Source organism: Marixanthomonas sp. SCSIO 43207, assembly GCF_019904255.1.
In the GTDB taxonomy this organism is placed as follows: domain Bacteria; phylum Bacteroidota; class Bacteroidia; order Flavobacteriales; family Flavobacteriaceae; genus Marixanthomonas.
This window is the reverse complement of record NZ_CP063203.1, coordinates 92,735-105,683: the sequence shown is the minus strand read 5'-3', so window position 1 is coordinate 105,683 and position 12,949 is coordinate 92,735. Positions and strand designations below refer to the sequence as shown.

Genomic DNA, 12,949 nt, shown 5'->3' with positions numbered 1-12,949 from the left:
CATGCCCAAAATTCTTATTATTGAAGACGAAGCAGCCATAAGGCGCGTACTAGTAAAAATACTTACAGAAGAAAATGATACGTATGAAGTTACCGAAGCCGAAGACGGCCTAGAAGGAACAGAGTTAATAAAAGATAAAGACTTTGACCTCGTGCTTTGTGATATCAAAATGCCAAAAATGGATGGGGTAGAAGTACTTGAATCAATAAAAAAGATAAAACCTGAAACGCCTATTGTTATGATTTCTGGTCACGGCGACCTTGATACTGCGGTAAACACAATGCGTATGGGAGCTTTTGATTACATTTCAAAACCACCAGATTTAAATAGGCTATTAAACACAGTACGCATAGCTCTTGACCGAAAGGAGTTGGTAGTTGAAAATACACGTCTTAAGAAAAAGGTGAGTAAAAACTATCAAATGATTGGCGAATCTCAAGCCATATCTCAAATAAAAGAGATGATTGAAAAAGTCGCCCCTACCGAAGCTAGAGTACTTATTACAGGACCTAATGGAACAGGAAAGGAATTGGTTGCACATTGGCTACACCAAAAAAGTGACCGCAATAAAGGCCCTATGATTGAGGTAAATTGTGCTGCAATACCTAGTGAGTTAATAGAAAGTGAACTTTTTGGTCATGTAAAAGGAGCTTTTACAAATGCCAATAAAGACCGTGCCGGTAAATTTGAAGCCGCAAATAAAGGAACTATTTTTTTGGATGAGGTAGGTGATATGAGCCTTTCTGCACAAGCAAAAGTATTGCGAGCTCTACAAGAAAATAAAGTTCAACGGGTAGGAAGCGATAAGGATATAAAAGTTAACGTTCGAGTAATCGCAGCAACCAATAAAGACCTGAAAAAGGAGATAGATGAGGGTAATTTTAGAGAAGATTTATATCATAGGTTGGCTGTAATTTTAATAAAAGTACCCCCTTTAAATGAACGTAGAGACGATATTCCATTACTGGTAGATTATTTCAGTAAAAAAATAGCAGATGAGCACGGCACATCTCACAAAAAGTTTTCAGATAAAGCTTTAAAAAAACTCAAAGCATATGATTGGACCGGCAATATTAGAGAACTTCGCAATGTAGTAGAACGTCTTATAATTTTAGGCGGAAGCGAAGTGAGTGAAGATGATGTAGAGTTATTTGCTTCAAAATAAATATAGTATGAAAAAATTTGACGTATCAGATTACAGAGTTTCTTCCCAAATTAATATGGATGAAACTCCTACAACAGTAGACCTAGACGCTTCAAAAGATGAAATTAAAGATGCGCTAAAAAAAACACGTAAAGACTTAGCATCGTTTCAAGACACCATGTACGCACACGGGAAGTATGCCGCGCTAATTTGTTTACAAGGAATGGATACTGCCGGTAAAGATAGTTTGATTCGTGAAGTTTTTGAAGAGTTTAATAGCCGCGGTGTTGTGGTTCATAGCTTTAAAACACCATCAACCAATGAACTAAAGCACGATTATTTATGGCGTCATTATATTGCGCTGCCACAGCGTGGAAAATTTGGTGTTTTCAATCGCACACATTATGAAAACGTCTTGGTAACAAGAGTTCATCCAGAATATATTTTGAATGAAAACATTCCGGGAATTAATCAAGTTTCAGATATAGATGAATCCTTCTGGAAGAATAGATTTAAACAAATAAATTCTTTTGAAAAAACGCTTACAGAAAACGGAACAGTCATTTTCAAATTCTTTTTAAATATCAGCAAAGAAGAGCAAAAATATCGATTGTTGAGAAGACTCAATAAAAAAGAAAAAAACTGGAAGTTTTCACCGGGTGATTTAAAAGAACGCAAACTCTGGGACGACTATATGAAATGCTACGAAGCAGTTTTAAACAACACGTCTACAGCGTATGCGCCTTGGTATATCATTCCCTCAGATAGTAAAACAACAGCACGGTATTTGGTTTCAAAAATTTTATTTGAAACTATGACTGGTTTTAAAGATATTAAAGAACCTGAGCTAGAACCCGAAATTCAAGCAAAAATTTCAGAATACAAACAACAATTAGAGCGTGAATAACGCTTACATATGACAATGAATTTTAATTTCTTCCGTTATTCAAGTTGAAAATTGACACTATGAAAAAACTTCTTACGCTACTTCTTTTATCGTTATTTATTTCTCAAACCTACGCACAGCAAACCAATACAAAAGATTCGTTGACCATACGAAGTATCTATGACACAGCCTTATTACACGGAAAAAGTTATGATTGGTTGGATCATCTTTCAAACGAAATTGGCGGCAGATTATCTGGTTCTTTAGAAGCCGAACAAGCCGTTAAGTACACCGAAGCTGAACTTAAAAAATTAGGATTAGACAAGGTTTGGTTACAACCGGTTATGGTTCCAAAATGGACACGTGGTGTAAAAGAATACGCATATATAGAAACTGCTCCAGGTCTTTCAACAACTACAGATGTTTGCGCATTGGGAGGGTCAGTGCCAACACCTGCTTTGGGTTTAAAAGCCGAAGTGATTGAAGTACAAGGACTAGAAGACCTAAAAAACTACGGAAAAGAACAAATAGAAGGTAAAATTGTTTTTTACAATAGACCTATGCAAGCCAATTTAATTAACACCTTTGAAGCCTATGGAGGCTGTGTTGATCAACGCTATGCAGGCGCTATGGAAGCTGCCAAATATGGAGCTGTAGGGGTAGTTGTAAGGTCCATGAATTTACGTCAAGATGATCTGCCTCACGCCGGTTCTATGAGTTATGGAGATACTCCGGCTAAAGATCGAATACCGGCGTGTGCCATAAGCACCAATGGAGCAGATTACTTAAGTAGAGCTCTTAAAATAAAACCCGACCTTAAATTTTATTTCAAACAAAATTGTAAAACTTTTGATGATGTACAATCACATAATGTAATTGGTGAAATCACCGGAACACAATACCCAAATAAGTACATAGTAGTTGGAGGGCATTTAGACTCTTGGGATCTAGGTGATGGCTCGCACGATGATGGCGCAGGTTGTGTACAGTCTATGGAAGTATTACGATTGTTTAAGGAAATTAATTACAAACCTAAACACAGCATTCGTGTTGTATTGTTTATGAACGAAGAAAACGGACTACGAGGTGGAAAGAAATATGCCGAACAAGCAAAGCTGAAAAACGAACAACACATTTTTGCTTTAGAAAGTGATGCCGGAGGTTTTACACCAAGAGGATTTTCTTTTGATACAGATGCTGAAAACTTTAAACAAATTGAAAGCTGGAAACCTTTATTTGAACCTTATTTAATTCACTCTTTTGTAAAAGGAGGTAGCGGAGCCGATATTGGTCCGTTAAAAGATGACAAAATTGTATTGGCAGGATTACGACCAGATTCACAACGTTATTTTGACCATCACCACGCAGCAAACGATACCTTTGATGCTATCAACAAACGAGAATTGGACTTGGGCGGAGCTACTATGGCGAGTTTAGTGTACTTAATTGATAAATACGGTACAACAACAGAGATGACAGACGTCAAAAATTAAACCATGAGTTTTTTAACTGCAGAATGGAGACGATTGGCATTTGCCAATTATGAAGTTTCACCAAGGGTGTTACAAAAATACCTGCCTGCTCATACCGAGCTAGACTCTTTTAACGGTACATACTACGCAAGTCTGGTTGGGTTTATGTTTAAAAATGTAAAGCTGTTGGGTGTAAAAGTGCCGTATCATGTAAACTTTGAAGAAGTTAATTTACGTTTTTATGTTCGCTATAAATCTGAGACCGGCTGGAAACGAGGGGTCGTTTTTGTAAAAGAAATAGTTCCCAAACCTGCAGTAACTTTTATTGCAAATACTATATATAATGAGCGGTACGAAACTCAAAAAATGCATCATGTTTGGCAAACAAAAGATGACAAACTACTAACAGAGTATCACTGGACTCAAAAAAATAAAAAACAATTTTTTAAACTAGAAACCGAAACAAGAGCTCATTCTTTACAACCAAATTCAAAAGATGAATTTATAACTGAACATTACTGGGGTTACGGTAAACAAAGCAAAACAAAGACTACAGAATATCAAGTTACCCACCCGCAATGGGATATTTATAAAGTAACAAAGCATGATATTCAAGTAGATTTTGGTCTAAATTATGGGGCTGATTTTGCTTTTTTAAATTCAGTCAAGCCTACATCATTAATGCTGGCAGAAGGCTCTCCAATTACTATTGAAAGCAAAAATACAATAGTATAATTACCACCATATCACAAAAAAAAGATCTAGTGTGTTTTTCTGTTTCTTATAAACTAAAGGAGCTCTTTTAGTATCAATTAACTTTTCGATTGTTTGCTTTGCTTCAGAAAAAGATACCCAGTTTGTAATTTGTTCTGGTGGTAATAACCATTCCTTTTTATCGGGTATGGCGTACAAAGCACTTGTTTCTTCAGTACTAAATTCTGAAAATGAAATGTAAGTTCCTACTATACCATCTTGATACCGTTTTGCAAGTTGTTCTTTTCTGAAATCTTTTGGAACAAATAGAAAAGATTTAATATACAGTTGTTGTTTAATGGCTGCAAAGTCAATTTGTATATGCTTCAATGTTTCTAAACTTTCAGGAGTATACAACAAGGGAAATTGCTTCTTTTTTACTTTATCCAATTTTTCTTGCAAGGTGTCTTTCCGGTTGGGGCCAATCCATTTAGATTCAAAAGTAGGTCCTAAGCCATCATCAAAAAGGTAAAACTTACAGGCTAGTTCAATGTGCAGGGTGTTATTTGTGATGGTATCAAAAATAAGGTAATCCAACTCGCCTAGGGTTTCTTGCGTACCTTGAATTTGAACATTTGCGGCTAGTAGTTTATATCGTTTAGATTGTTTCAATATATACTCAAACATGGCTTCTGCTTGTTTACCCAACATCAATTGTGAGGGAAATTGAAAGCCTGTATCTACCTGTTCTTCAGAAAAGGAAAGCGTATCTTCTTCTGAATAAAAAGTAAGTGCCGGAGCTTTTATAAAATAGGATAAAAAAGACGGAATGATAGTTAATTTTTTATGGCACTTTCATACCGCTCAATCCATTGATCAACGGTCATTTTGCGAGTTAATTCTCCCATTAATTCAAAAGGAATTTTCTTGGGGTTTTTAAACCGAATACAGCTTTTACCCATATCAAGTTTATTTGTAGTGTACTTGGGCCATTCATTTTTAAACCAATTCAGTAATTCGGTATCACTATAAATTCCGGAATGATATAAAGCAATATGGTTTTTTTGCGATGCCAAGCTTATAAAAGGTAGTGGCTGTTTTGGGTCACAGTGATAGCCATCTGGATAGCGAGAATGCGGCACCACATAGCCCAACATACCATAAGTCATTTGCTCCTCAAAACCCTCCGGTAGGTTGTCTAAAATCACATTTCTGAAAGTTGCCATAATTTCTTTACGGTCTTCAGGAAGTTCATTAATATATTGTTGAGGTGTTTTTGCCTTTGACTGCATAGGTTTTAAATTTTTACTGAAATATACCAAATTTAGTCTGATTGGGTTTACTACCTTTGCCAAAAATTTTTCATCGTGTTACGCGACTATACCAAAGAATTTAAATACAACATCAAACTAGCTACACCTGTAATATTGGGTATGCTGGGACACACCGTTGTGGCATTGGTTGATAATATTATGGTTGGCCAATTGGGAACAGCAGAGTTGGCAGCTGTTTCATTGGGTAATAGTTTTATGTTTGTCGCCATGTCTTTGGGTATAGGTTTTTCTACTGCCATAACACCTTTGGTTGCTGAAGCCGATGGTGAAAATAATTTTGAAACCGGAAAATCTTCTTTCAAACACGGTCTGTTTTTATGTACAGTTTTGGCTGTTTTTTTGTTTTTAATACTTCTGCTAGCCAAGCCACTTATGTATATAATGAACCAACCTGAAGAAGTGGTTGATTTGGCAATGCCATATTTAAACTTAGTAGCTATTTCTATCATACCCTTAATCATTTTTCAGGCGTTTAAACAGTTTAGTGATGGGTTGTCTATGACGCGATACCCTATGTATGCTACTGTAGTTGCCAATGTTGTTAATGTGATTTTAAACTATATTTTTATCTTCGGAAAGTTGGGTATGCCAGAACTAGGTGTTGTTGGAGCAGCCATTGGTACGTTGGCTTCTCGAGTAATTATGGTTGGTTATTTATGGTATATATTATCACAACACTATAAATCACGTGACTTTGTATTAAATATCAAGTTTTTCACACTTTCCAAAGCAATGCTAAAAAAGGTGTGGAATCTAGGTGTACTATCAGCCATGCAAATGTTTTTTGAAGTAGCAATTTTTACTTCAGCAATATGGCTTTCAGGAATTTTAGGAAAAAATCCGCAAGCAGCCAATCAAATAGCCTTAAACCTTTCTTCAATGACTTTTATGGTGGCTACCGGCTTTAGCGTTGCCGCAATGATACGTGTAGGAAATCAAAAGGGACTAAAGCGGTTTTTAGAACTAAGAAGGATTACTTTCTCTATTTTTTTACTGTCAACCTTACTAGCTGTTGTATTTGCAATCTTCTTTATGATATTTAATACAGCGTTACCAAAATTATATTTAGATTATGATAATATGGCAGAGTTTGCCGATAACTATGAGGTGGTTTCTATTGCAGCAAAATTATTGCTTATTGCAGCTGTTTTTCAAATTTCAGACACAGTACAAGTTGTTGCTTTAGGTGCGTTGCGAGGGATGCAAGATGTTAAAATACCTACACTTATCACATTTATAGCGTATTGGTTAATTGGTTTTCCTATTTCATATTATTTAAGTTTGTATACAGACTACGGAAGCGCTGGAATATGGTTTGGGTTATTGGCTGGCCTTACAGCATCTGCAATCTTGTTGTTCATTAGATTTAATTACCTTTCAAAAAAGTTAATAACTGGCAGCGTTGAAGTGCAAGCGTAGTTTTAAAATATAGAAATTATGAATTTACCAAAATACATTTTAGGCGATAACACAGATTATCCTACTTCAATTTTTGTTATTCATACTGAATTTCCGAGGTTTATTATCAACCTTGAAGATGATGAAGTAGAATGGCTTGAAGAATTTGATAACCACGATCAAAAAGAATTGGAAACAGAAACTGAAAACTACATTAAAGAAGCGACCGAATTTTACGATCGTGAGGTAGCCCGCTACGAGGATGATTGAAGAACTAGTAAAATATGACACAGAGTTATTTCTGTTTTTGAATAAACTTGGGAACACCTCCTGGGATGGTTTTTGGCGTATTGTGACCGAAAAATGGTCTTCTATCCCTATATATGCAGTTTTACTTTATTTAATCTATAAACACTACGGATTAAAAGGTACACTCATTATTTTTGTGAGTGTAGCTTTAATGATTACGGCTACCGATCAATTATCAAATTTATTTAAACATGGGATCAAGCGTCCGCGACCTTGTCAAGTAGAAAGTTTACGCGAGACTATGCGATACGTAGCTGAACGATGCGGACGATACGGATATTTTTCAGCCCACGCCGCGAGCTCAATGGCTGCTGCTGTTTTCTTAGGGTTATCACTTAAAAAGTGGTATGTCTATCTTCCGTTTTTGTTATTGTTTTGGTCAGCTGTGGTTGCGTATAGTCGTATTTATCTTGGTGTTCATTATCCATTAGATATTATCACCGGGATGCTTATTGGTGGTTTATTAGGATGGGGTTTTTATAAATTTCAAATTTGGGCACAAAGACGATTTTTAAAAGATAGCGCCGTTTAAAATTTACTTTTTAATCAAATATAAATCTCGATAGAGCCTACTACGGTGCGATTTACTGTCCGGTCCGTTAGGGTTCATATCATATCGAGTCACTTTTTCAACGGTAAACTCCTTAAATTTTTTCTGAAATAAATCTTTATCAGTCTCTGCTACAAGAATGCCAAACACCTGCTCCTCAGGAATTTTTAACCCTGTATCTTTTTGTAATACCTCTATTGGTTTTCCATATTCCCAAATCATTTCAGGGGTAAAATAGGTAAGTTCATAAACAGGAATTTGCGTTTTTTCTTGCCAGTCATTCAACTCTGCCAAGCTCTTATATTCAGGATTGATGGTTAGCGTTTTAGCTAGCGGCATCCCAAAACAAATAATAGAAGCAATGAAAGCGATTGTTAAATAAAAAACAGATTTAATTTTTTTCTGAATTAACTTTTTGAACATCAATATTCCAATACTTACAAGTGCAATGGATAACAATACATACCATACCCAATGTCCTGAAAGTGCTTCAGCACCTAAAAAAATGTAACCGCCAATAGGAAATACAATTCCTATACAAGCAATCAATCCAAAATTAAAATACACAGGTATTGTTTCTCTTTTATCTGTGATTTCAGAAAATTTTCTAAACAAATATTCAATATAAAAACCGGTATTTAAAGCTAATGGAATTAAAACAGGTAGTAAATACCGTGATTTTTTTTCAGGAATGATTGATAGTAAAACCACAGAGAGCATAGTCCATAAAAAAGTAAATAAATAGGCTTTTTTATTAAAAACTCTATTTTTTAAATATGGATATAATAACCCTACAAACGCAGGGATTGTCCAAACCCCACTTTGAGTAAAGAAGCTCCAATAATAATAAAAGGGCCGTACGTTATAGCTTGTCCAGTTTGAAGTTTCTTTTTGAGTTATTTTAAGCACATCTTGTGTGTCAAAAGTATAGGTGTACCAATGCCACCAACCAGACACCAACAGAGCGGTGATTAAAAAAAGAACTAACGGAAAAATACGAGATCGTATGTTTCTGTATTTATAGACAATACCAAATGCAATTAAAAATGGTAGTAACAAGGCGTATAGTGACACAGGACCTTTGCTCATAAAAGAGAAACCAAAAAACAAAGCAGCTAAAAGGCTATGGGTATATTTTTTTTCTTCAGATGTAAAAAAGAGAACGAGCTGATAGATACAAACCATCATAAAACCGTGTGTGAATATATCCCACTGGCCGTTTCTTCCGGAAAATATGATGTAAAATGAAGTGGCTAAAATAAGCGACCCTATAAAAGCATAAGCTCTGTTTTTAGTTAATTTAAAAGCAAGTTTATAATTGAATACTACCAGCATCACCGTAATCAAAGCAGCCGGTAACCGAAGCGCCCAAATATTTTTTAGTCCAAAAACAGCTCCTGAAATTGCAGTTAACCAAGTAGGTAAGGGAGGTTTTTGATAGCGAGGTTCTCCATTTAATGTAGTGAGCAACCAATTGCCGTCGTGTAACATTTCACGCGCGGTTGTAAAGTTACGTGCCTCCATTATGTTAACAAAAATGGCGTCTAGGTTTACAAAGAAAATAACAAAGCAAACCAGAATAAGGAGTATAATATGAATTCGTTCAACTTTCAATGCGCTGTTCTTTTTTCCAAATGAATATATTTCTTACATAAATAATTAACCCTGCAATATGACCAACAAACAATACCGGATCTTTTCTGAAAATGGCATAGGTTACTATTAAAGAAGCTCCCAGAACACTCATTCTCCAGAAACCTACCGGTAATTGTGAGGTTTTTGTTTTTTCAGAATACAACCATTGATAAATAAAGCGTAGGGTAAATAGTAACTGTGAAAAGATACCCAATAGCAACAACCACAGCGGGATATTTTCGTTATTAAATAATTGATCAATATCATATTCGCCATTATTATACGCATAAACCACAATAAAAATAGGAAATGCCAATAAAAACAATTGAAACCACTTAGGCGATTTTTGCCATTGACCTTGCAAATGCAAATTTCTAATGTATATAAAATATGTTAATGATTGCCCCAGCATAATAGCAAAGTCGTCACGTAAATAACCATACACAAACAATAAAAAAGAAGCCAATAAACTTAATTTCCAAAAAAGAGAAGGTGTAACAACCCGTCTGCTTCGTTCAGAAAGAATCCATTGTACCAATAGCCTTCCGGAAAATAAGAGTTGTGCCAAAAAGCCTATACCATAAATAAGCCAATCGCTCATCCTTTGCTTTTTACTTGGTAGTTAATATACTTTTTTTTCATCCATAGATAAGCAAAGCAATCCATTAAAGGGCCTATTAATCGATTCCATACGCCAAATTTTGCGGTGCCTGCCATACGCGGAAAATGTTGAACAGGAATTTGAATAATTTTTCCGTTTTGCAACAATATCATTGCCGGTAAAAAGCGATGCAACCCTTTAAACATAGGAATTCGCTTAGCATAATCGCTCTTAATAACTTTTAAAGGACAACCGGTATCATCCATACCATCGTGGGTGAATGTTCTACGTATTCCATTGGCAATTTTGGAAGACATATTTTTGATAAATGTATCTTTTCTATCGGCTCGTACGCCGGTTACCAAATCATAGCTGTCAATATGTTTGAGTAGTAAATTAAAATCTTCAGGAGCTGTTTGTAAATCTGAATCTATGTACCCTAATAATGGTGTTTCTACATAATCAAAACCGGCTTTAATAGCGGCACTTAATCCTCGGTTTTCTACAAAAGAAATATAATTGAATGCTTCATTACGTTTACAAATGGCTTCTATCAATGCTTGGCTGTTATCTGATGAGCCATCGTTAACCAATAGTACAGAAGTTTTTTTAACTGCAATCTTGGTGTAGGCTAGAAGCTCTTTTTCAACACGTTCTAGGTTTTCTTCTTCGTTGTATACCGGGACAATGATGGTAAATTCGTACATAGAAAATTTTTAGTTTGTCTGTGCAAAAGTATTTCTTTTTTAATGAATAATTCAGAAACATAAAAAAAGCTGTTACTTTGTATGCGGAAAATGAATCATATGAAGATATTAGTAACCGGCGCAGCAGGTTTTATTGGTTCACACACAGCAGAACGATTGGCTGAAATGGGACATCAAGTAATTGGGATTGATAATTTCTCTCCCTATTACAATATTGAGTTAAAAGAGCTAAACGCAAAAGCCCTTTCAGAAAAAGGAATCGAGGTCTTGCGCGTTGATTTACGAACAGATGATTTACAAAAAGCCCTACCCGAAGCTATTGATATTATATTTCATTTTTCAGCACATCCGGGAATTTCAAATACTTCGACATTTGAAGATTATTTTTCTAATAATATTTTAGCGACAAAAAACCTATTAGATTTTGCACTTCAGTGTGAAAAAACACCTTTTTTGGTAAATATTGGTACTTCTTCAATTTACGGACTGGAAGCTACTTTTCCTGAAGATGTTGCACCCAAACCGGCTTCTTGGTATGGTGTGACCAAATTGGCTGCAGAACAATTGGTACTGGCAAAATCTCGTGAAGGTAAATTGCAAGCTACTTCTTTACGTTTGTATTCGGTATATGGGCCACGTGAGCGTCCAGATAAGCTTTACACACGTTTAATTGATTGCGGACTTAACAACAAGCCGTTTCCATTGTATAACGGCAGTGAGAAGCACCTGCGCAGTTTTACCTATGTGCAAGATATAGTAGATGGTATTGTAAGTGTTCTTGATAAAGAAACCATTGTAAATGGTGAGATCTTTAATTTGGGTACTGAAGAAGAAAGCACAACCGCTACAGGAATTGAAACGGTAGAAACATTATTGAATACTACTATAAAAGTTTCAGCAAAACCTCCGCGAGCTGGTGACCAATCAAGAACAAAAGCTAATATTGATAAAGCCAGAAAATTATTAGGATACAATCCTACTACAACGTTAAAAGAAGGACTCAAGGCTCAAATTGCTTGGTTTGAAGAAAATTTTATTAAGTAGTAACCTACTTTCTTAAACTCAACAGATAGGTAGCTGCTTCAAAAGGGGTTGTTTTATTTGCTTCTAGAAGTTTCAATTGATTGTCAAGCTCTTTTTTAACAATAGAATTTGTATAAAACTCGCGCTTCAAACTGTTTTCTATAGTTTGTAATAACCAGAATTTATTTTGTTCAGTACGTTTGTGTTGAAAATATCCGTTCTCTTTAGTTTCAGAAATATAGTTTTCAATAAGTTCCCAAACGGTATCAATGCCTTCATTATTTAATGCCGAACACGTAAGTGTTTTGGGTTTCCAACCGCTCTCCTTTTGAGGATAGAGGTGCAAAGCTCTGTTAAACTCGGTTTTGGCTAATCGGGCTGCTCTACTATTTTCACCATCGGCTTTGTTGATTACAATAGCATCTGCCATTTCCATAATACCTCGTTTAATACCCTGTAGCTCATCACCAGCTCCGGCTAACTTTAACAGCAGAAAAAAATCGGTCATCGAGTGAACAGCTGTTTCGCTTTGACCTACACCTACTGTTTCAATAATAATGATATTATATCCTGCAGCTTCACATAAAATAACCGCCTCTCTCGTTTTTTGTGCTACGCCGCCCAAAGAATCACCACTTGCCGAAGGTCTAATAAATGCATTGGGGTCTTTAACCAATTCTTCCATTCGAGTTTTATCACCCAAAATACTGCCTTTGCTTAATGAACTACTGGGGTCTACTGTTAAAACAGCTATGTTGTTATTTTTTGATGTGAGCAATTTTCCAAATTGTTCTATAAACGTACTTTTACCCACTCCGGGTACACCTGTAACGCCTATTCGTATCGATTGATTGGCGTGAGGTAAACAGGCTTCAATAATTTGTCTGGCTTGTTGTTGGTGTTTTTCTGCGGTACTTTCTATACGAGTTAGAGCTTGGCTTAAATGCGTTTTATTACCCGATAGTAGTCCATTGATAATGGTTTCGGTTGATGGAGTTTTAGCTTTATTTTTTTTAAGACGCTGTGCCGCATTCGGATTTAACCGAGTGGGTTGATCAACACCATCTTTTTCTGAAAGGGCTTGGGTATGTTTGTGCGTTTTTGCCACGGCCGAAATTTATGACAATTTTATGAATATCGGTTTTAAAAAGCGATGAATCCATAGTATATTGATTATTATTAAATAAAAAAAGTTAA

Annotated in this window: 14 protein-coding genes; 8 read left to right on the top strand and 6 right to left on the bottom strand. The window is 35.6% G+C overall.

Features of this window, described 5'->3' with window-relative positions; all coding sequences use genetic code 11:
• The first annotated feature begins 1 nt into the window (after position 1).
• From INR76_RS00505 to INR76_RS00490, 4 genes are read left to right on the top strand one after another with little or no spacing between them, the layout of a single operon-like run.
• A complete protein-coding gene (locus INR76_RS00505) occupies positions 2 to 1,165 on the top strand; it encodes a sigma-54 dependent transcriptional regulator (protein ID WP_223108656.1) in 1,164 nt (387 codons plus the stop codon).
• Between the two features lie 7 nt (positions 1,166 to 1,172).
• Positions 1,173 to 2,051: a PPK2 family polyphosphate kinase gene (locus INR76_RS00500; protein ID WP_223108655.1), complete on the top strand. Its 879-nt coding sequence runs from the start codon at positions 1,173 to 1,175 to the stop codon at positions 2,049 to 2,051.
• Positions 2,052 to 2,110: 59 nt separating this feature from the next.
• Positions 2,111 to 3,523, top strand: a complete 1,413-nt coding sequence (locus INR76_RS00495) for a M20/M25/M40 family metallo-hydrolase (RefSeq protein ID WP_223108654.1) — start codon at positions 2,111 to 2,113, stop codon at positions 3,521 to 3,523.
• Between the two features lie 3 nt (positions 3,524 to 3,526).
• Complete coding sequence (locus tag INR76_RS00490) at positions 3,527 to 4,237, top strand: YqjF family protein (RefSeq protein ID WP_223108653.1); 711 nt, start codon at positions 3,527 to 3,529, stop codon at positions 4,235 to 4,237.
• Here the strand turns inward: INR76_RS00490 and INR76_RS00485 are convergent, their stop codons facing one another.
• Together INR76_RS00485 and INR76_RS00480 are read right to left on the bottom strand one after the other, a co-directional pair.
• Complete coding sequence (locus INR76_RS00485; RefSeq protein ID WP_370632437.1) at positions 4,238 to 5,002, bottom strand: DUF1853 family protein; 765 nt, start codon at positions 5,000 to 5,002, stop codon at positions 4,238 to 4,240.
• Positions 5,003 to 5,031: 29 nt separating this feature from the next.
• Positions 5,032 to 5,487, bottom strand: coding sequence for a DUF1801 domain-containing protein (locus tag INR76_RS00480; protein ID WP_223108651.1), 456 nt, complete (start codon positions 5,485 to 5,487; stop codon positions 5,032 to 5,034).
• Positions 5,488 to 5,559: 72 nt separating this feature from the next.
• On the opposite strand from INR76_RS00480, the gene INR76_RS00475 reads away from it, so the two are divergent.
• The 3 genes from INR76_RS00475 to INR76_RS00465 are packed head-to-tail and all read left to right on the top strand — an operon-like array spanning position 5,560 to position 7,768.
• Positions 5,560 to 6,948, top strand: a complete 1,389-nt coding sequence (locus INR76_RS00475) for an MATE family efflux transporter (protein WP_223109931.1) — start codon at positions 5,560 to 5,562, stop codon at positions 6,946 to 6,948.
• An 18-nt stretch (positions 6,949 to 6,966) separates the two neighbouring features.
• Positions 6,967 to 7,197 (top strand): hypothetical protein, encoded by a 231-nt coding sequence (locus tag INR76_RS00470; RefSeq protein WP_223108650.1) that lies wholly within the window; start codon positions 6,967 to 6,969, stop codon positions 7,195 to 7,197.
• A complete protein-coding gene (locus INR76_RS00465; RefSeq protein WP_223108649.1) occupies positions 7,190 to 7,768 on the top strand; it encodes a phosphatase PAP2 family protein in 579 nt (192 codons plus the stop codon). Before INR76_RS00470 ends, INR76_RS00465 begins: the two co-directional genes overlap by 8 nt.
• 3 nt (positions 7,769 to 7,771) lie before the next feature.
• Here the strand turns inward: INR76_RS00465 and INR76_RS00460 are convergent, their stop codons facing one another.
• Genes INR76_RS00460 through INR76_RS00450 form a run of 3 tightly spaced genes read right to left on the bottom strand, consistent with a single transcriptional unit; the run spans position 7,772 to position 10,729 of the window.
• Positions 7,772 to 9,400, bottom strand: a complete 1,629-nt coding sequence (locus tag INR76_RS00460) for a glycosyltransferase family 39 protein (protein ID WP_255592720.1) — start codon at positions 9,398 to 9,400, stop codon at positions 7,772 to 7,774.
• Positions 9,390 to 10,022 carry a lipid-A-disaccharide synthase N-terminal domain-containing protein gene (locus tag INR76_RS00455; RefSeq protein WP_223108648.1) on the bottom strand — a complete coding sequence of 211 codons (633 nt, stop codon included), beginning with the start codon at positions 10,020 to 10,022 and terminating at the stop codon, positions 9,390 to 9,392. Before INR76_RS00455 ends, INR76_RS00460 begins: the two co-directional genes overlap by 11 nt.
• Positions 10,019 to 10,729, bottom strand: coding sequence for a glycosyltransferase family 2 protein (locus INR76_RS00450; protein WP_223108647.1), 711 nt, complete (start codon positions 10,727 to 10,729; stop codon positions 10,019 to 10,021). The genes INR76_RS00455 and INR76_RS00450 overlap by 4 nt, the downstream gene beginning before the upstream one ends.
• 99 nt (positions 10,730 to 10,828) lie before the next feature.
• On the opposite strand from INR76_RS00450, the gene INR76_RS00445 reads away from it, so the two are divergent.
• On the top strand, positions 10,829 to 11,773 hold the full coding sequence (locus INR76_RS00445; RefSeq protein WP_223108645.1) for an NAD(P)-dependent oxidoreductase: 945 nt from the start codon (positions 10,829 to 10,831) through the stop codon (positions 11,771 to 11,773).
• Positions 11,774 to 11,777: 4 nt separating this feature from the next.
• Here INR76_RS00445 and meaB read toward each other — a convergent pair whose 3' ends face one another.
• Positions 11,778 to 12,860, bottom strand: coding sequence for a methylmalonyl Co-A mutase-associated GTPase MeaB (meaB, locus tag INR76_RS00440; RefSeq protein WP_223108644.1), 1,083 nt, complete (start codon positions 12,858 to 12,860; stop codon positions 11,778 to 11,780).
• Positions 12,861 to 12,949 lie beyond the last annotated feature (89 nt).